Origin of the sequence: Craterilacuibacter sinensis, assembly GCF_009831765.1 — a bacterium.
GTDB classification, from domain to species: domain Bacteria; phylum Pseudomonadota; class Gammaproteobacteria; order Burkholderiales; family Chromobacteriaceae; genus Craterilacuibacter; species Craterilacuibacter sinensis.
The window spans coordinates 1-18,899 of the sequence record NZ_WSSB01000004.1 but is presented as its reverse complement, the minus strand read 5'-3'; the positions used below and the strand labels follow the sequence as shown (position 1 = coordinate 18,899).

At 60.0% G+C, this 18,899-nt stretch carries 15 protein-coding genes, 1 tRNA gene and 1 riboswitch; of the genes, 7 read left to right on the top strand and 9 right to left on the bottom strand.

What is annotated here, in order from left to right; genetic code table 11:
- Entirely contained in the window at nucleotides 1-1,839 is a 1,839-nt protein-coding gene (locus GQF02_RS05250; RefSeq protein ID WP_160795413.1) for a TonB-dependent receptor domain-containing protein, read from the bottom strand.
- A gap of 124 nt (nucleotides 1,840-1,963) precedes the next feature.
- A riboswitch (cobalamin riboswitch) is annotated at nucleotides 1,964-2,142 on the bottom strand.
- A gap of 82 nt (nucleotides 2,143-2,224) precedes the next feature.
- On the opposite strand from GQF02_RS05250, the gene cobT reads away from it, so the two are divergent.
- Genes cobT through cobS form a run of 3 tightly spaced genes read left to right on the top strand, consistent with a single transcriptional unit; the run spans nucleotide 2,225 to nucleotide 4,574 of the window.
- Nucleotides 2,225-3,262 carry a nicotinate-nucleotide--dimethylbenzimidazole phosphoribosyltransferase gene (gene cobT / locus GQF02_RS05245; protein ID WP_160795411.1) on the top strand — a complete coding sequence of 346 codons (1,038 nt, stop codon included), beginning with the start codon at nucleotides 2,225-2,227 and terminating at the stop codon, nucleotides 3,260-3,262.
- The gene (locus tag GQF02_RS05240; protein ID WP_160795409.1) at nucleotides 3,259-3,861 is read left to right on the top strand and encodes a histidine phosphatase family protein; all 603 of its coding nucleotides are present in this window, start codon (nucleotides 3,259-3,261) and stop codon (nucleotides 3,859-3,861) included. The genes cobT and GQF02_RS05240 overlap by 4 nt, the downstream gene beginning before the upstream one ends.
- The gene (gene cobS / locus GQF02_RS05235) at nucleotides 3,849-4,574 is read left to right on the top strand and encodes an adenosylcobinamide-GDP ribazoletransferase (protein WP_160795407.1); all 726 of its coding nucleotides are present in this window, start codon (nucleotides 3,849-3,851) and stop codon (nucleotides 4,572-4,574) included. The genes GQF02_RS05240 and cobS overlap by 13 nt, the downstream gene beginning before the upstream one ends.
- Nucleotides 4,575-4,620: 46 nt before the next feature.
- Here cobS and speB read toward each other — a convergent pair whose 3' ends face one another.
- On the bottom strand, nucleotides 4,621-5,586 hold the full coding sequence (speB, locus tag GQF02_RS05230; RefSeq protein WP_160795405.1) for an agmatinase: 966 nt from the start codon (nucleotides 5,584-5,586) through the stop codon (nucleotides 4,621-4,623).
- A 273-nt stretch (nucleotides 5,587-5,859) separates the two neighbouring features.
- Here speB and GQF02_RS05225 point away from each other — a divergent pair, with 273 nt between their 5' ends.
- From GQF02_RS05225 to mdtD, 3 genes are read left to right on the top strand one after another with little or no spacing between them, the layout of a single operon-like run.
- Nucleotides 5,860-6,852: a sugar ABC transporter substrate-binding protein gene (locus GQF02_RS05225; protein ID WP_160795403.1), complete on the top strand. Its 993-nt coding sequence runs from the start codon at nucleotides 5,860-5,862 to the stop codon at nucleotides 6,850-6,852.
- Nucleotides 6,852-9,692: a bifunctional diguanylate cyclase/phosphodiesterase gene (locus tag GQF02_RS05220; RefSeq protein WP_235930065.1), complete on the top strand. Its 2,841-nt coding sequence runs from the start codon at nucleotides 6,852-6,854 to the stop codon at nucleotides 9,690-9,692. Before GQF02_RS05225 ends, GQF02_RS05220 begins: the two co-directional genes overlap by 1 nt.
- Before the next feature lie 52 nt (nucleotides 9,693-9,744).
- On the top strand, nucleotides 9,745-11,157 hold the full coding sequence (mdtD, locus tag GQF02_RS05215; RefSeq protein WP_160795401.1) for a multidrug transporter subunit MdtD: 1,413 nt from the start codon (nucleotides 9,745-9,747) through the stop codon (nucleotides 11,155-11,157).
- A 28-nt stretch (nucleotides 11,158-11,185) separates the two neighbouring features.
- Here mdtD and GQF02_RS05210 read toward each other — a convergent pair whose 3' ends face one another.
- The 6 genes from GQF02_RS05210 to GQF02_RS05185 form a co-directional block, all read right to left on the bottom strand.
- Nucleotides 11,186-13,135 carry a PhoX family protein gene (locus GQF02_RS05210; protein ID WP_160795399.1) on the bottom strand — a complete coding sequence of 650 codons (1,950 nt, stop codon included), beginning with the start codon at nucleotides 13,133-13,135 and terminating at the stop codon, nucleotides 11,186-11,188.
- 165 nt (nucleotides 13,136-13,300) lie between these two features.
- Nucleotides 13,301-14,086, bottom strand: a complete 786-nt coding sequence (locus GQF02_RS05205; protein ID WP_160795397.1) for an SPOR domain-containing protein — start codon at nucleotides 14,084-14,086, stop codon at nucleotides 13,301-13,303.
- Entirely contained in the window at nucleotides 14,083-14,799 is a 717-nt protein-coding gene (locus tag GQF02_RS05200; protein WP_160795395.1) for a type III pantothenate kinase, read from the bottom strand. Before GQF02_RS05200 ends, GQF02_RS05205 begins: the two co-directional genes overlap by 4 nt.
- Entirely contained in the window at nucleotides 14,796-15,761 is a 966-nt protein-coding gene (locus GQF02_RS05195; RefSeq protein WP_160795393.1) for a biotin--[acetyl-CoA-carboxylase] ligase, read from the bottom strand. Before GQF02_RS05195 ends, GQF02_RS05200 begins: the two co-directional genes overlap by 4 nt.
- Nucleotides 15,758-16,258: a D-glycero-beta-D-manno-heptose 1-phosphate adenylyltransferase gene (rfaE2, locus tag GQF02_RS05190; RefSeq protein ID WP_160795390.1), complete on the bottom strand. Its 501-nt coding sequence runs from the start codon at nucleotides 16,256-16,258 to the stop codon at nucleotides 15,758-15,760. Before rfaE2 ends, GQF02_RS05195 begins: the two co-directional genes overlap by 4 nt.
- Nucleotides 16,233-17,096, bottom strand: coding sequence for a ferritin-like domain-containing protein (locus GQF02_RS05185; RefSeq protein ID WP_160795388.1), 864 nt, complete (start codon nucleotides 17,094-17,096; stop codon nucleotides 16,233-16,235). Before GQF02_RS05185 ends, rfaE2 begins: the two co-directional genes overlap by 26 nt.
- Before the next feature lie 163 nt (nucleotides 17,097-17,259).
- Here GQF02_RS05185 and pssA point away from each other — a divergent pair, with 163 nt between their 5' ends.
- Entirely contained in the window at nucleotides 17,260-18,609 is a 1,350-nt protein-coding gene (gene pssA, locus GQF02_RS05180; protein WP_160795386.1) for a CDP-diacylglycerol--serine O-phosphatidyltransferase, read from the top strand.
- Between the two features lie 119 nt (nucleotides 18,610-18,728).
- Here pssA and GQF02_RS05175 read toward each other — a convergent pair.
- Nucleotides 18,729-18,804 (bottom strand) — tRNA-His (locus GQF02_RS05175).
- Nucleotides 18,805-18,899: the final 95 nt, after the last annotated feature.

Genomic DNA, 18,899 nt, shown 5'->3' with positions numbered 1-18,899 from the left:
TTATTTAGGCTGGTAACGCACGCCGACAAACCAGGTACGGCCGCCGGTGTTGTAGCCGTAGGCATTTTCATAGTCACGGTCGGCCACGTTCTCGATACGGGCAGTTGCAGTCCACTCGCGCGCAAGCTTCATATCTGCATACAGGTTCAGCTTGGCATAACCCGGCAATTCCGCGCCATAGTCAGGACGGCTGGCAGTGACATGATACTCGGCACCACTTATCCAACGGCCCCAATCATAAGAAACATTAACCTGCCCGAACGCATGAGCACGACGGAGCAATTGCTTGCCCGTATTTCGATCCTCCGGATCCTGCCAAGTCGCCGAACCGGATAGCGTCAACGCACCCATGCTGGACTCACCCGCTAGCGTCACACCTTCAATACGGGCATCGCGGTTAACAGCCCCCATATTGTTGCTCATGCCCTGATAAATGATCAGATTATCAATCGTATTCTGAAACCAAGTCAGCTCGGCACGATGCCCTGCATTTGTCCAACGCAAGCCTGCCTCATAATTGGTCGCTTCTTCCGGCTTCAAGTTAGGATTCGGCTTATACGAACCGTACAGGTTATTGAAGGTGGGTGCCTGAAAGGCAGTGCCATAACCGGCACGCGCCAGCCAGCCATCAGCAAAGCGATAGCCATAAGAGACCTGCCCTGTGGTCTTGCCGCCAAACTGGGAGTTGTCATCATGCCGCAAACTGGCTTGCAATAAATGAGGGCCAAAATCACCGGTATAGCCGGCAAAAGCAGCTTTATTAGTACGGCGCGTTACGGTGAAACCATTAGGCATGTAGCTGGCAACACCATCTACATTCTGCTCGGTATGCACCAGCCCCAACTGCAAGGCGCCCAATTTGGTTGCCACATCGTTCTGCCACAGCCATTCGTTCTGCGTGGTATCGAACAAACTGGCGCGAATATCCATCTGTCCATCATCAAAGCCTTCCTGCTTATCTTGCGTACGGGCAAAGCGCAGGGTGCTGCTCCAGATGTCAGTCAGCTTGTTTTGCAGTTCGATGCTTTGACCGGACAAACGGCCTCTGATCTCATCCTGATTAACTTCACTCACATCGTATTCGACATTGCTGGATGTCTGAAACGAACGCACGGTCAGCGTGTGGCCAGCGGCCAATGTTTGTGTCAAATAGGCAGAGTAGGCATTCTCGCGATAAGCATCTCGGTCAGGATTATGCAAACCCCATTCAGAATCCGAATTGGCGCTCTGTGCAGAGAAGCCATTCGTCGACTGATGGCTCAGATTGATACCAAAGGCAGTGTCTGCCACTTTGCCATTGATACCCATACCAGCAATCGTCGTACCGCGTTCACCAAAGCCCAGATTCGCGCTGAACTTCGGTGCACCCTCACCCTTACGGGTAAAGATCTGGATCACGCCACCAATCGCATCGGCACCATACAAGCTGGATGCCGGCCCACGCAGAATTTCAACCCGATCGATCAGATCCAGCGGAATCTGCTGCAAGGCGGTAGTGCCGGCAGATGCCGATACAATACGCATGCCATCGACCAGGATCAGCGTGTGATTCGAATTGGCACCACGCATGAATACCGAAGAACTGGTTCCCATGCCGCCATTACTTGCTACCTCCACTCCCGGCTGACGCGCCAGCAGTTCGGTCAGTTGAGTGGCGCCGGTTTCTTCTATTTCCTCGCGCGTAATCACCGTCACATCGGACAACACTTTAGATACCGGCGTAGCGGTGCGGGTGGCGGTGACCACCACCTCTTCGGCCTGAACCGTGGTTTGGCCAGCGAATAGCGCCGGAGATAGCGCCAGGGACACCAGCGCAACAATGGTTTTTTGCTTGAACATTTGGACAGCACCCCTCGAAAGAAAAACGAGAAGGAGTGCAGGAAGAGATACGCAGTTCGCGCACCTTAAGAACGACAATGGTCGTTATCGCCTCCCCGCGATACTCCAGCTAAAGGCGTCAGTTCCAGCGACGCCTGTGCAGGCTGGTCTCCGGGCTGGGTCAAGCCAGCTTCGCGCCTTCCCGCCGAATATCGACAGTGGCTGTTGCGAAGCCTGCGCATCATCACTGATACGAGACCTTACCGTTGCGGGGGCAGCGCCGGATTTACACCGGCTTCCCATGACCTGCGGCGCGCAGTATATCTGGGTAAGCCGATTCCTTCCACGCCATTTGCGTCTTGCCTTATATTCCTTGACCATATAGCCCCCATACACAAAGCCCATCATGCCGACCTCGCTCCCCATCCCCGACCATATCGCTCTGCTCGCCGCCCAAGCCCGTCAAAACCGGCTGACCAAGCCCACCGGCAGTCTGGGCATGCTGGAAGACATTGCCTGCCGTTTTGCCGCCTGGCAGCAACGTGAAATCCCGCAACTGCCGCATGCAGCCATCACCGTGTTTGCCGCCGATCATGGCGTGACGGCCGAAGGCGTATCGGCTTACCCATCGGCCGTCACGGCCGAAATGGTGAAAAATTTTGCTGCCGGTGGCGCAGCTATCTGTGTACTGGCGCGCCAGCATAATGCGCGGCTGGAAGTGGTCGATGTCGGCGTCGCCAGCACTTTGCCGCCCCTGGGCGAGCATGTGGTGGACGCCAAGGTGATGACCGGCACGCACAATCTGGCGGTACAAGCCGCCATGAGCCGCGAGCAGGCACAAGACGCGCTAGAGGCCGGTCGTGCCGCCGCGCGCCGCGCCATTGATGCCGGCGCCACGCTCCTGATTGCAGGAGATATGGGCATCGGCAACACCACCGCCTCCGCCGCGCTGATCTGCCATTTTTGCGCACTGCCCGCCGCGACCGTGGTCGGACGCGGCACCGGGGTGGATGATGCCGGTGTTCAACTCAAGGCTCGCGTTGTCGAGGCGGCCTTGGCGCGCCTGACGCAGGACACTGAGTCACTGACGGTACTGGCCGAAGTGGGCGGACTGGAAATCGCCGCCATGGCCGGCTTCTATCTGGAAGGTGCGCGTCTGGGCATGCCCAGCCTGGTCGACGGCTTTATCGCCGCCGCTGCGGCGCTGGTGGCGCAGGCGCTGGAACCAGACTGCACCCTGTGGCTGATGGCCAGCCACCGCTCGCAGGAAACCGGCCATCTGGCCGCGCTGGCGCATCTTGGCCTGATCCCGCTGGTCGATTTTCGCCTGCGCTTGGGCGAAGGCTCGGGCGCCGCTTTGGTGTTGCCGCTGATAGCCTCCGCCATCCTGCTGCACGGCGAAATGGCGACCTTTGATAGCGCCGGCGTGTCGGACAAGGCATGAGCGCCTACACGCTTACCCTGCTGCGCCACGGCGAAATAGATCACGCCGGCCGCCTGATCGGCCGCACCGATCTCGCGCTAAACACACAGGGCTGGCAACAGCTGCATGCAAGCTGGGCCAGCCTCAGCCGCGGCGCACCGGTCACTGCACTGGCAAGCTCACCCTTACAGCGCTGTCACGGTTTTGCCGTCGAATCGGCACTGGCCACCTCGCTGCCGCTCACGGTCGATGCCGGCTTTGCCGAGATGGACTTCGGCGACTGGGACGGCCTGCCATCGGGTTTGGTAGAGGTTCAGGCTCCAGGCTGGGGCCTGCGCCTGGCAGCCGGCGAGCTATGCCCACCCGGGGGAGAGGACTACGCCGGCTTTCGCCAGCGCATCCTGGCGGCGCTGGCGCAGTGGAATACGCAAGCCACAGGCGATCACCGTGTACTGATCACCCACGGCGGCGTGATTACCCTGCTCCTGGCCGAGCTGCTGGGCCTGCCGTTTAGCGCCGCACGGCTGATCTCGGTGCCACGCGGCGGTTTCGCCCAGCTATCCCTCCTCGAAGGGCATCCAGCCTATCTCACCCGACTGGAGTCGCCATGCGCAGCCTGATTCTGGCGGTACAGTTCCTCACCCGCCTGCCCACCCCCCAACTCAAGCACTTCGATCCGGCGTGGCTGGCCGATGCCGCACGCTGGTTTGCCGTGGTCGGCTTGCTGGTCGGTGCGCTGATTGCCTTGCCGCTGTTTGCGCTGGGCCAGATCGAACCCTGGCTGGCGGCACTGGCCGCCCTGTTGCTATGGGTATGGGTGACCGGTGGCCTGCATCTGGACGGGCTGGCCGATCTGGCCGATGCGCTAGGCGCTGCCCATAGCTCGCCGCAGCGCTTTATGGAAGTCATGAAAGACCCGCATGTCGGCAGCTTCGGCGTCATCGTGCTGATCTGCCAACTGGCGGCCAAACTGGTGCTACTGATGCTGGTCGCCAAAGCCGGGTTATGGGCCGCCCTGCTATTGATACCGGCGTGGTCGCGGCTGTTTGCCGTGGCCTGGTCGGCCACCCTGCCACCCTTGGCTGCCGGCAGCGGCGAGCGCTTTGCCTGGCGCAGCCACTGGCCGTCATTCTGGCTGGCGGCGGCTGCGCTTGCCGGCCTGTCGGCCTGGATCTCCCCGGCTTTGCTGGCCGCACCATTGGCGGGTGTGCTCTGGTGGGCGTACCTGAAAAAGAAGCTGGGCGGGATGAGCGGTGATTGTCTGGGTGCGGGGATAGAGGTCAGCGAAACACTGCTGCTCTTGCTGCTGATCAGTGCCACGCTGATCAATTAAACGACAAAGGGCATCCGTCAGGAATGCCCTTTTACTTGCCTATAAATTACAGCTTGCCTGCCACCTTGCGCTGGCGCAGCACGCATAACAGATCGCAAGCAATATGTGCCGCGGCCAGGGCGGTGATTTCGCTCTGGTCAAATGGCGGCGACACTTCCACCACATCCATCCCCACCAGATTCACGTCTTCCAGTCCGCGTACGATCTGTAGCGCCTGTGCGCTGGTCAGCCCGCCCGGCACCGGCGTGCCGGTACCCGGAGCGAAGGCCGGGTCGAGGCAGTCGATATCGAAGGTCAGATAAGCCGGGTTGTCGCCCACGATGTCCTTGATACGGCGCAGCGTTTCGGCAACGCCGATCTCGTGCACCGTCGGCGCATCAATGCGCGGAATACCCATAAAGTCGTCATTCCAGGTACGCAAGCCGACCTGTACCGAGGTTTTCGGATCAATCAGCCCGTCTTTTACCGCCTTGTAAAACATAGTGCCGTGGTTAAGGCTGTCCGGGCTGTCGTCGGCCCAGGTATCGCAATGGGCATCGAAGTGGATCAGGCTCAGCGGCTTGCCATATTTTTCGGCGTGCGCGATCAACAGCGGATAAGTAATGAAATGATCGCCGCCAAAGGTCAGCATCTTGGCACCGGAAGCAAGGATGGTGCGCGCATGTTCAATAATCGCGTCCTTGATGGTCAGCGGGTTATGCGCATCGAACCAGCAGTCGCCATAATCGATCACCGCCAGATCCTCAAACGGATCAAAACCCCAGGGAAAGGGCTTGAGCTCGGCCAGTTGCACGCTGGCGGCACGGACAGCCGCCGGTCCCAGACGCGCGCCGGGGCGGAAGGTCACCGCCAGATCCAGCGGCACGCCGGACACCACCACATCGGCGCCGGCAAGCTCGCGCGTGTAGTTTCGGCGCATAAAGGAGAGCACGCCGGCGTAAGTGTTTTCGATGGAAGAGCCGAACAGGCTGGTACGGCGGATCGCGCCGTCCCCATAAATCATCTGCGACATGGTGTTACCCCATGTAAATCACGCCGGGCAGTCACCGGCTACCGTCCATCTTGTACAGCCGACGGTTTAAGGCTGCCGTGCCCCATCGGCACATCATGCAGTGTGCCTTCGGTATCAACACTGCGCAAGAAACACAATAAAAACATACTCATTTGTAATAAGCAGGCAACATGCGATAAGATCATGCCGAGCTTGATAGGTTTCACTTAATACGAAAACGGGCATCATCGATGATGCAAGATGGCTTTCAATATTTTATTGCGGGCACAAGCCATGACCTTTTCTAAATTCAGGCAACTGATTGTCGCCTTGCTGTTGATTGGGCTGGCAGCCTGCGATAGCGAGCAAGCTTCTATTTCCGCCATTACCGCATCGGCTCCGGCTGCCGCGACCAGCAACACAAATGGCCTGCGGGTGTCGCTGGTCATGAAAACCCTGACCAATCCCTTCTTTATCGAAATGGAAAAAGGGGCACGCCGTGCCGCGCAGGAAACCGGCACCCGGCTGGAGATCAAGACAGCGACACAAGAAACCTCGATCGAACAGCAAATCAAGATTGTCGAAGATACAGTCAAGCGCGGCACGGATGCGATCGTGATTGCACCGGGCGACTCGGTGCGCCTGGTGCCGGCCCTCAAGCAGGCACAGCAGGCTGGCATCCATATCGTCAATATCGACAACCGGCTGGACACACGGGCCATGGCGGCACAAGGCATGCGCCCGGTGCCTTTTATCAGCATCAACAATGAAGCGGCCGCTTTTACATCGGCCATGGAACTGAGCCGCCATCTGCCCGCCCACTCGGCGGTTGCCATTATCGAAGGCATTCCATCAGCCGATAATGCAAAGCAACGGCGCCTGGGCGCACAGCGCGCCTTCCAGCAGGCCGGCATGCAGCTCGTTGCCAGCGAAAGCGCCTACTGGAAAATAGACGATGCCTACCATGTCACCGAGTCCTTGCTGAAACAACACCCCAATTTGCGCGGCATTTTCTGCGCCAACGATATGATGGCGATCGGTGCCCGCAAATATCTGACTGACAGCAAGCGCACACACATCCTTGTCGCCGGCTTCGATGCCATTCCCGATGCCCGCCAGGCACTTGCCCGTGGCGAACTGGTCGCGACAATGGACCAGCAGGGCAATGAACAAGGCTATCAGGGCGTCAAAACAGCGCTTGCCATGCTAGCCGGCAAGCCGGTGCCGGCCGAGTTACTGGTCGATTCCGTTCTTCTGCGCGGCACGCGCCCCGGCACAGCACCGTAATGAAGATCAATATCTCGCTCAAGCTGATCGGGTTCTTGCTGGCCATCAGCGTATTGCCGCTGCTGCTGTACCAGCTGATCAGCTTCAGCGTGACGCGCAGCACGGTGGTCGAGCTGGCTTCCCGCCATAATATGAACCTGCTGACCGAACAGGCCGCCCATCTGACCCAGCATCTGGAACAGATCGAAGACCTGATTCATAACATCGAGTCGGTAGACGAAATCAAGCAGATGCTGGCGCGCGCCGACAAATCCAGCCAGCGCGATAGTGCTTTCGAGTCCTTATCTACCCAGGCGCGCATAGGCTATATCCTCAGCGGATACAGCAGCCTGAAAGGACTGGCCTCCATCGATCTGTTTACCCGCAATGGCCAGCACTACCATGTGGGCGATACGCTCAACCTGTCAGCCATCGACCATACGCTGCGCGAGCGATTGCAGCGCGAAACGAACAGTGCAGGCAATGCCATTCGCTGGCATGGCATTGAAAACAACGTCAATACTTCGTCCAGTACCCGGCAAGTGATTGTCGCGACCAAACTGCTGCAACAGCTGGATGCCAGCGGCCAGAAGACGGCGACTCTCGCCATGCTGCAGGTCAATTTCGACCCGCGCTTCCTATACCAGCATCTGCGCGAAATGGAGATGGGTGAAGGCGCGGTGTTACTGGTCGTCGACGCCAAACAGCGCCTGCTGTTTCACCCGGATGAAGCGCTGCTGGGGCAGACCATAGATCCGGCGCTAGGCGTACTGCTACAAGGCCGGCAAGGATCGCTCACCATCAAAATGGATGAGCAAGCGACCCAGCTCAACTACCACAAACTGGCAGGGCTGGATTGGTATGTAGTTAGTCTGATACCGCAAGCGACCTTGCTGGCGCCGGTCAGCCGCATCGCGCAGGCCGGCGTCGCCATCCTGCTCGTCTCCCTGCTGCTGATTGCCTTGCTGATCCGCCTTTACACCATCCGGGTTATACGTCCCTTGCGCGCCATTTCGGACGGTTTCCGCGACTTTCAGGCCGACCGCCTGCCACGGCAATGGCGACTGGCCAAAATACGGACACTTGACGAAATCAACCAGCTGACAGAATGGTTCAACGCCTTTCTTGACCGCGCACAGGAACGTCAGCGTGCCGAAGCCGATCTGCGCATTGCCGCCATCGCCTTCGAGGTGCAAGAAGGGATGGTCATCACGGACCGGCACCAGCTAATCGTGCGCGTCAATCAGGCCTTTTGCGACATCACCGGCTATCGCAGCGAAGAAGTGGTGGGCCAGCCTATCCGGCTGCTGCAATCGGGCCGTCACTCTGCCGAGTTTTATCACGCCATGTGGGACGAACTGGTCCGCAACCATACCTGGCAAGGCGAGCTATGGAACCGGCGCAAGAATGGCGAGATCTACCCCGAGTGGCTGACTATCACTACGGTTCTCGATGAGCAGGGGCAAGTCACCCACTATATCGGCACCATGACCGATATTACGTTGCGTAAACATGCCGAAGAAGAAATCCAGCGTCTGGCCTATTACGATCCGCTGACCAGACTGCCCAACCGCCGCATGCTGCTGGACAATCTGCAACATGCCATGGCCGGCGCGACACGCAGCGGTTTGTCTGGTGCGCTGCTGTTTATCGACATGGACAATTTCAAGGATCTGAACGACACCCAGGGCCATGACAAGGGCGACCAGATGCTGCAACAGGTGGCCCAGCGCCTGTGCAGAAATACGCGGGATAGCGATATTGTCGCCCGGCTAGGCGGAGACGAGTTTGTGGTACTGCTGGAAGGGCTGAGTACCGACCCGGAAACTGCAGCCAGCTATTGCAAGACCGTGGCCGAAAAACTGCTGGCGGCCCTGCAGGAAAACTACGTACTGGGCAAACATAGCCACCACAGCTCCTGCAGCATCGGCGTTGCATTATTCCATGGCCACGATGGCAATATCGAAGACATGCTCAAGCAGGCCGATCTTGCGATGTACCAGGCCAAGGCCAGCGGACGCAATACCGTCTGCTTCTTCGACCAGGCCATGCAGCACACGGTAGACGAGCGCGCTGCGCTGGAGTCCAGCCTGCGCGATGCCATACACCAGCAGCAACTGGCACTGCACTATCAGCCTCAGGTCAATGCCCAAGGCAAGGTGCTGGGCGCCGAAGCATTGTTGCGCTGGCAACACCCCGAAAAAGGCCCGATCTCGCCAGGACTGTTTATTCCGCTGGCGGAAAAAAGCACGCTCATCATCCAGCTGGGCAACTGGGTACTGGAAACGGCCTGCCGCCAGCTGGTCAGCTGGAGCCATGCGCCGGAAAGTGCCGGGCTGACGCTGGCCGTCAATGTCAGCGCCCGCCAGTTTCATCAGCCCGATTTTGTGCAGCAAGTGCTGGACATCGTAGAACAAACTGGCGCCGACCCGCGACGACTCAAACTCGAACTGACCGAAAGCATGCTGTTGAACCATGTACAGCAGACCATTCTCAAGATGGTAGCGCTCAAGGCTCACGGCATCAGCTTTTCACTGGATGACTTTGGTACCGGCTACTCGTCGCTGGCCTATCTCAAACGCCTGCCACTGGATCAGCTCAAGATAGACCAGAGCTTTGTGCGCGATCTGCAACAAGCGGGCCACGATACCGATACCGATATCGTGCGTACCATTCTGGCACTGGCACAGACGCTGGCGCTGGATGTCATTGCCGAAGGCGTAGAGACGGATGCCCAGCAAGCGACCCTGGCGCGCCTAGGCTGCCATCACTATCAGGGCTATCTGTTCGGCCGGCCGCTACCGACAGAACAATTCAATCAGGCCCTCAGCCAGAAAAGCGCACAAACCATCACCGCCTGAGCCTGTACGGCCAATGCCGGCAAGATGAGGCGGCGGCATATATAGTGCGTAGATGCCGACTCTGCTTCCCCCCCGCGTCGATGGCGTCTCCCCCTGGCTGCCCTGGCTTGCGGCCATCAGCCTGTTTATGGAGACGCTGGACGCCACCATCCTCAACACCGCCCTGCCGTCGATGGCCGCCAGCCTGGGCGAGAGCCCGCTGGTGATGCAGTCTGTACTGGTCGCCTATGTATTGACGCTGGCAGTGCTGGTGCCGCTCTCCGGCTGGGTGGCCGACCGCTTCGGCACCCGCCGCGCCTTCCTTGCCGCCATCGTACTATTCACGCTGGGCTCCATATTGTGTGCCGCCTCGCAGACACTGCCGCAGATGATAGCCTGCCGTATCGTACAAGGGGTGGGCGGCGCGCTGATGCTGCCCACCGGACGCCTGGCCGTACTCAAGAGCTATCCCGATCGCACCAGCCGCATGGAGGCGCTTAATTTTATTGCCCTGCCCGGCCTGATCGGCCCGGTACTCGGCCCTTCGCTCGGCGGCCTGATTGTCGAGTACAGCAGCTGGCACTGGATCTTTCTGGTCAATGTGCCGGTCGGGATAGTGGGCTTTGTGCTGGCGTGGAGGCATATGCCGCAGCTACGCGAGCCCGCTGCCCGCATCGATGTGCCCGGCTATCTGCTGTTTGCCAGCGGTGTGCTGCTGCTTTCCTACGCACTGGAGATGTTCGGCGAACACCGCCTGTCCATAGCTGCCACCCTGGCAATGGCCGCTTGCGGCATCGCCAGTATCGCCGGCTATATTGCCTACGCCCGGCAGCACAAGGCACCGCTGTTTCCGCTGGCCATTTTCCGCAACCGCATTTTCAGCATCGGCATCTTGGGCAATTTATTGGTGCGTCTGGGCTCGGGCGGCCTGCCCTTGCTGCTGCCGCTATTTTTACAGCTGGCCTTTCTCTATTCGCCGGCACATGCCGGCCTGCTGCTGATGCCGATTGCCGGCGCCGCGCTGCTGGTCAAGCCCACCGTCGTGCCGCTGATCCAGCGCTTCGGCAACTACCGCGTGCTGATGCTCAGCAATATCGCGGTGGGTGCAGCCATCATGGCACTGGCGTTTACCACGCCACAGACAAGCAATCTGTATTTCGTGCTGGTGCTACTGGCTTTCGGTGCCGCCATTTCGCTGCAATTCTCCACACTTAACGCCAGCGCGCTGTCCAGTCTGCCGGCCCAATACGCCAGCGCCGGCAATATGCTGCTCTCGACCGCCATGCAGCTGGCGCTCAGCATGGGCCTGACCTTCGCCATCGTGGTGCTGTCGCTGTTTTTAGGGCAAGACTTCCACCCGGATCAGGGCAAAACCTTTGCCGCCTACCACCATACATTCATCACGCTGGCGCTGATGACATGGGCCAGCGGCCTGGTCTTTTTGCTGATACGAAAACCAGCCAGACAAACGACAAGGCCGGCATAAAGCCGGCCTTGCATTCTGCTTTTCCGCCTTAGCTACCGATCACCCCACCGTCCAGCTTGCGGATCACCACCGTGGCCGAGCGAGGACGACCGGAAGCTGCGCCATCCGGCCAGCTCGACACCGCCGTCGGCTTGGCCGGGTCGGAGCGTTCGCTTTCCGGCTCGCCGGGGTGCTGGATATTGATGAACAGCGTTTTGCTATCCGGCGTGAAACTGATGCCGGTAATCTCGCAGCCGTTGGGGCCGGTGAGGAAGCGGCGGAATTCGCCGCTTTGCGGAATCACCGCCAGCATCTGGTTGTTGCCCATGCCTGCGTATTCCTTCATGTTAACCGTTGAGGTCGACACATCGGTCTGCACCCATAACACGCCCTGAGCATCAAAGCTGAGTCCGTCCGGGCTGCCAAAGCCATCTCCCTTGAGCGCCCCTCTGTGCTCGCTCTTGGCGGCATCCGGCTTGCCGGCCAGCGCGAAGATGTCCCACTTGAACGAAGCCGCCGCCGCGTTGCCGCCGGCCTCGTGCCAGCGAATGATATGGCCGAACTTGTTGTCGGCGCGCGGGTTGGCGGCATCCGTACCCGGCTTGCCCTCGGTGCCGCGCTCACTGTTATTGGTCAGCGTGCAATACACTTCGCCGGCTACACGCGGGTTGACCGCAATCCACTCCGGCCTGTCCATCTTGGTGGCACCCACGATATCGGCCGCCATGCGGGCCTTGATTGCGACCTCGCCCTGATCGGCAAAGCCTGCACCGGCATCCACCCCGTTCTGGCCATGCACCAGCGGCAGCCACTGGCCGGAGCCATCGGCATCGAAGCGCGCGACGTACAGCGTGCCCTCGTCCAGCAAGTTCATATTGGCCTTGCGGTTCTTGGGCTGGTAACGGTTTTTCGACACGAACTTGTAGATATATTCGAAGCGCTGGTCATCCCCCATATACACCACGGCGCGGCCATCGGGCGCAATCGTCACCGTCGCGCCTTCGTGCTTGAAGCGGCCTAGTGCCGTGCGCTTGACCGGCTTGGATTTCGGGTCGTAGGGATCGATCTCGACCACCCAGCCAAAGCGGTTGGCCTCATTCGGATTGATCTGCAAGTCGAAACGGAAATCTTCCCATGCCCACTTGTAGCCTGCGTCCTTGTTTTTGATGCCATAACGCTTCTCGTTGTCCGACAGCGTGCCCGAATCGTTGACGAAGTAGCCGTCGAAGTTTTCCTCGCAGGTCAGATAGGTGCCCCACGGCGTCTTGCCGTTGGCGCAGTTATTGAAGGTGCCAAGGATCTCGACACCCTTGGGGTCGGCCTCGGTCTGCATCAGTGCATGGCCGCGCGCCGGGCCACCGATCGCGATCCGCGTATTGGCGGTGATGCGGCGTGCGTACTTCGACGGGCGTACCACGCGCCAGCCGCGCCCCTTGCCAGCATCCTCCACCTCGATCACCGATACGCCCACCGCCGCCTGTGCCTTCTTGACCTTGTCGCCGCTCCAGGTTTTCATGCCATCGCTGTGCAGCAGGCCGTCGTCGGTGTATTCGTGGTTGATCGCCAGCAGGCCATGCTTGGCGGCCTGCGAGCCCTGCGGCAGCGGGAAGAACGCCATGCCGTCGTGGTGCATGCCGGCCTGTACTTCCTGCTCGGCGGCGCTATTGGACGCATCCGGCTTGAACACAGGGCTCATGCCCTTGATTCCGACCGGGTCGCCCCATGCATATAGCACGTCAGCTACATAGCCTTGTGGCACCACGACCCTATCCTCCACCGAGAACGGTACCGGTGCAAAGCCCAAGACCGCCGGCTTCACTGACATGGGCGCAGCCTGAACCAGCGCGGGCAATAAACCGGCTACACCGGCGGCCCCCCCGGCCTGCAGCACGCTGCGCCGCGACAGGCGCGCATCCAGTACGGCGGAAAACGCCGGGTTGCCCGATTCATTACTGCACTCTTCCACACCGTGATGCTTGATCTTGTAGCTGTCGCTCATGAATGACTCCGTTGGGTTCTACCGCGAGGCCGGTCGATAAGGACAACCATAAGTCACTACTGTGACAGCAGGATCAAAAAAATATGACATTAATATGAAACAGGCGTGTAACGGAAAGAGGGTAGGGCAGATGTCGGGAGCGGGCGCTCCCGACGGGCAGGTCGCTTAGTTGCAGTTGAAAGGCTGGACCACGATGCCGGGCAGCAGGCGCTGCTGCACCGCCTTGAGTTTGTCCACCTGCTCCGGTGTCAGCGCACGCAGGCTCACCGTGGTTTTCTTGCTGCTCGCTCCGCGTGCATCGATCTGCGCCTTGTCAAAGCCCAAGTCCTTCAGGCGCTTGACCAGGGCCTTGGCGCCCTCTTCCTTGGCAAACAGGCCCAATGACAGGTAACCGCGAAACGGGCCCTCATTACGCACGATATAGCTATCCAGCCCCTTGGCCTTGAGTTCGGCGATCAGGGTCTGCGTCTCGGACTGGGTCGCCAGCGGCGGGTAATACACCCAGGCCTTGCCGCCGGCCTGCTTGTCCTCGCGCACGCTGTCCGACACCTGAGCCGCCGGCAGGCGCAAAGTGGCAATACCGCCACGGGCACGCGCCAGCTGGCTGTCGTTCAACTCGCCCCAGCGATAACACTGCTTGACCACCTCGACCTTGGCGACAGGCAGCTCGGCACGCGGGGCGACCGCAAGCGGCGCACTGCTCACCGGCTTGGCCGGCGCAGGTACGGGCAGGGGGGCAAGGGCAAGCGGCACGCTGGCTTCGGTCAGCCCCTGTTCCACACTCGGGGCGCTGGCTGCCACGCGAGCCGGATAGCCATGATCCGGCAGCCGGCTGATCAGCTGCGGGCTGACCTCGCGCGCGCCAAAATCATCTTGCGGCGCCTTCTGCAAGGCAATCAGCCCCGCTACCAGCAAATTGAGTGTCACTACGGCTGCAAAAAACCACTTCATGAGGTGCTCGCCATGCTGAGAAGTCCAAGAATCACCAGATTATCCACGATACGCACCGGTGCCGCGAGATGAGGCAGCAAACGCGCCGCATCGCCACCGGTCAAAAGCACCGTAGCCGCGGGACGCCCACTGTGCGCCGCCAGACGTGCACGCATGCGCTCAATGGCACCGGCTTGTGCATCCAGCACGCCGCTGGCAATGGCGTCTTCCGTGCCCTGCGGAAAAGCGCTATGCACGCCCGCCGGCCTGTCCAGCAAAGCGGTGCCGCGCGCCAGACTATGCAGCATCAGCTGCTGGCCGGGCAGAATCAGCCCCCCCAGATAATCTCCTTCGGCCGATAGCGCTTCCACCGTCAAGGCCGTGCCGGCGCAGGCCACCACCACATCCCCGTCCACCAAAGAACGTGCCGCCAGTACCGCCAGCCAACGGTCGGCTCCCTGCTCGGCCACATTGCGGTAATGATTGCTGACACCGCCTGCCGCACGCTGGGCTGAAACCCAGACAAGCGGCACCGGGCTGATGGCATCGACAGCGGCACGCAGCTCGGGGCTTGCCACCGAGGCCGCCCAACCGGCGCTAATCGGCCAGCGCGGCCAGATATCGGCGAGGGAGGCGATATCGCCATGCGCAACCGCCCCCTGCGCCATACAATCCATACCCTGATACACCGCCCACTTCAGCCGGGTATTGCCGATATCGATCAATAGCTTCATGGCCGCGGCCTCAGGCTGACTTCTCCCACATGGAACAGCTGCTCGCCGGACGCAGTTTGCACCCGCAAGGCACCGCTGTCGTCCACCCCCAATGCAACGCCATCAACCGGCTCATGGTGGCTGAACGACAAGCGCACCGGCGCTTGATTGTGCGCGGCATAAGATGACCATTCATCGCGCAGCACAGCGAAGCCGCCGCGCTCGAATTCGACCAGCACCTGCTGTAACTCGTTGAGCAAGGCAGCCAGCACCGTATTGCGGCTAAGCTGCAAGCCGGCATCGGCAAGGCTGGCCACCGGCTGGTCAACTTCGCCCGGGTCGGCCACATTCAAACCGATGCCGATGACCACAGCCGCCGACCCCTGTGCGTCGCCGGATAACTCGATCAGGGTGCCGGCCAGCTTCTTGCCATCCAGCAGCACATCATTCGGCCACTTAAGCATCACCGGCGCACCCAATCCGCGCAAGGCGCGCACCATGGCAACGCCGACCGCCAGTGACAGGCCGGCCAGGGCCGCCAGGCCACGCTCGAAACGCCACAGCAGCGAGAAAGTCAGGCCGGCGCCCAGCTTCATCTGCCAGCGCCGTCCCAGACGGCCGCGCCCGGCGCTTTGGGCCTCGGCCGCCAGCAGCAAGCCTTGCGGTGCCCCCGCGGCTGCCCGCGTCATAAGCTGGGTATTGGTGGAGTCGGTGCGCTCGACCAGCGCCAAGGTCAGGCTGTCGCCCGCCGCTTCGGACAGGCCGGTACGAATCTGCGCCACATCCAGCCAGTCAAAAGGGCTTGCCAGTTGATAGCCGCGCCCGCGCACCGAAAACACGGTCAGGCCGAAATCCTGCTCGATGGCATGCACCGCCTGCCACACCAAGGTACGCGAACAGCCCAGTTGTTGCGCCATCGCTTCGCCCGACTGAAAGCCGCCGGCAGACAACAGGCGCAAGACGGCAAAGGCGTGATCGCTCACGCCTTGCCCTCGCTTGTGCGGATCTTGTTCAGGGTAGCCGTAGTCGAGGTGGAAAACAGGAAGGGAATGGAATGCACTTCGCCGCCACGCGCCAGCGTTTCGGCTGAACCGACAATCTTGTCTACGCTCCAGTCGCCGCCCTTGACCAGCACTTCGGGCTGGACTTCGGCAATCAGCGCGGCTGGCGTATCGCTATCGAACCAGGTCACCAGGCTCACGCTTTCCAGCGCCGCCAGCACGGCAGCGCGGTTGGCCTCGTTATTGATCGGCCTGTCGTCGCCCTTGCCCTGGCGCTTGACCGAGGCATCGGTATTCAGGCCGACCACCAGGCTGGCACCCAGCGCGCGCGCCTGTGCCAGATAGGTTACATGGCCGCGATGCAGGATATCAAAACAGCCGTTGGTAAACACCACCGGGCGCGGCAAGGCCGCCAGACGCTCGGCCAGCGCCTCGGGCGGGCAGACTTTGGCTTCAAATTGCGGGGTCGGGTAGGACATGGGTTTCCTTCACACTTGCCGCGAGCGCCTTGCGGTAGCGATTCAATTGCAGAATCGTTTCCAGCGGCTGCTCGAACAGATTGGACAAGTTGCGAAGGATACCACCCACCACGCGCGCCTCCCAAGGCTCGTCAAAGCGGATCTGCTGTGTCAGCCACGCTTCCAGCCAGTCCGGGTCAGGCAAACGACTTTGTATGGTGTCATTGGGGAAGAGTGCTTCATTGACATGCAAATTAGTGGGGTGCAACGGTTTGGCCGAGCGGCCGGAAGAAGCCATCAGCAGACCGATCTTGGCAAACGCCGCCCGCGCCACATCACCATGCTGCACAATCGCCTTCTTCATGTACTTGAGGTAGCAGCCGCCATGGCGCGCCTCGTCCTGGCTCAGATGCTTGTAAATGGCCTTGATCACCGGCTCGGTGTGCCACTCGGATGCGCAGCGATACCATTGGGTCAGCCGCACCTCGCCGCAGAAGTGCAGCATCAGGGTTTCCAGTGGCGGCGCCGGGTCAAACTCGAAGCGCACTGCATGCAGTTCGGCCTCGGTCGGGCAGTATTCCGGGCGGAAGCGGCGCAGATACTCCATCAGCGCCAGCGCATGCTTTTGCTCCTCGTAGAACCAGACCGACATAAAGGCGGAGAAATCCGAATCGTGGCGGTTGTCGCGCAAAAACATCTCGGTGGCCGGCAAGGCCGACCACTCGGTAATCGCATTCATCTTGATAGTCTGAGCCTGCTCGTCGGACAACAGGCTGCCATCAAAGGTGTCCCATGGAATATCGGCTTCCATGTTCCAGCGTGCTTTTTCCAATTGTGTATAGAGTTCCGGGTAAAGCATCGCCTTCTCCTTGCAAATAGACTATTTGCCTATTGTATTGCCAGCGGCATCTATAGAGCAAAGACTTCATACTGTCTCTAGTTTGACCGAACCCATGGGAGAAGGCGCCGCTTGATGCTAACATCAGACATTCCGATTCATCCGCGTGTTTTGGCGCCTCATCATGCTTTTCAACGATCCACGCAGCTACATCCATGCGCTGCCGCGCTTTGCGCTGGCGGCCGAAGACATCATTACGCTGACCGACACCGCCGCGTTTCGTGAAACCCTGCTGGCACACATCGCCAAGGCGCAGCACCGCATCTATCTGACCGCCCTTTATCTGCAACACGATGAAGGTGGAGCCATGGTACTGGAAGCGCTGTACGCGGCCCGTAAGCGCAACCCGGCACTGGAAATCGCCGTGCTGGTTGACTGGCACCGTGCCCAGCGCGGGCTGATAGGCAAAGGCAAGGCGGATGGCAATGCAGCCTGGTATCAGGACGAGGCCGCTAAACATCCGGATCAGGAAGTCGCGGTATACGGCGTGCCGGTGCAGACGCGCGAACTGTTCGGTGTGCTGCATCTCAAGGGGTTTATTGTCGACGACACCGTAATCTATAGCGGTGCCAGCCTCAATAATGTCTATCTGCATGTCGGCGAGCGCTATCGCTATGACCGCTATCACCTGATTACCAACCGTGGGCTTGCCGACAGCATGGTTGCCCTGCTGAAAGACACCGTACTTGCCAGTCCGGCCGTACACCGTCTGGATCAGCCCAATCCGCCCGCGACCAAGAGCATACGCGGCGATATCCGCGCCCTGCGCGAACGGCTCAGCAACAGCCATTACCAAAGCCAGGTACAGGATCAGGCCGCACCAGGCTCGCTAGGCGTCACCCCATTATTAGGGGTAGGCAAGCGCAATCCGCTCAACCGCCTGATCCAGAAGTTGATGGCCAGCACCCGCAGCCATCTGGTGATCTGCACGCCCTATTTCAACCTGCCGCGCCCGCTGATGCGTGAAATACGCCAGCTACTGGCGCGCGGTGTGCGCGTCGACATTATCGTCGGCGACAAGACCGCCAACGACTTCTTTATCCCGCCTAGCGAACCATTCAAAGTCATAGGCGCACTGCCCTATCTGTATGAAGCCAACCTGCGCCGCTTTGCTCAGGCACAACAGGCCGATATCGATGCCGGCAGACTGAATCTGCTGTTGTGGAATGACCCGGGACACAGCTACCACCTCAAGGGCCTGTGGGTAGATCAGGAGTTCATGCTGATTACCGGCAATAATCTCAATCCACGCGCTTTTAGTCTGGATCTGGAAAATGGCCTGCTGCTTCATGACCCGCAGCAGCAATTAGCCGCGCAAAAAGAGCAGGAACTGGCCGCTATCCGTGCCAATACCAGCCGGATCAATCATTATCTGGATTTGGAAACCGTAGACCATTATCCGGAGCCGGTACGTAAACTGCTGACCCGTATGAACCGGGTCCGGGCCGACCGGCTGGTATCAAGATTGCTGTAAATAAATTCAGGCGGGAAATGGCAGGCTGTATCCATGTTATTTAACAGCCTGCCGCTTATTAACAGCGCAGAACGTGAAAAAGCCCTGATTTCATCAAGAAATCAGGGCTTTTTCTATTATGGGGTGGATAATGGGGCTCGAACCCACGACAACCGGAATCACAATCCGGGACTCTACCAACTGAGCTATATCCACCACAAAAACTGTCAATATTGCGTTAAAACCCCAGCTCATTGAGCTGGGGTTTTATATGGGGCGTCTGGCGGTGTCCTACTTTCACATGGCGAATG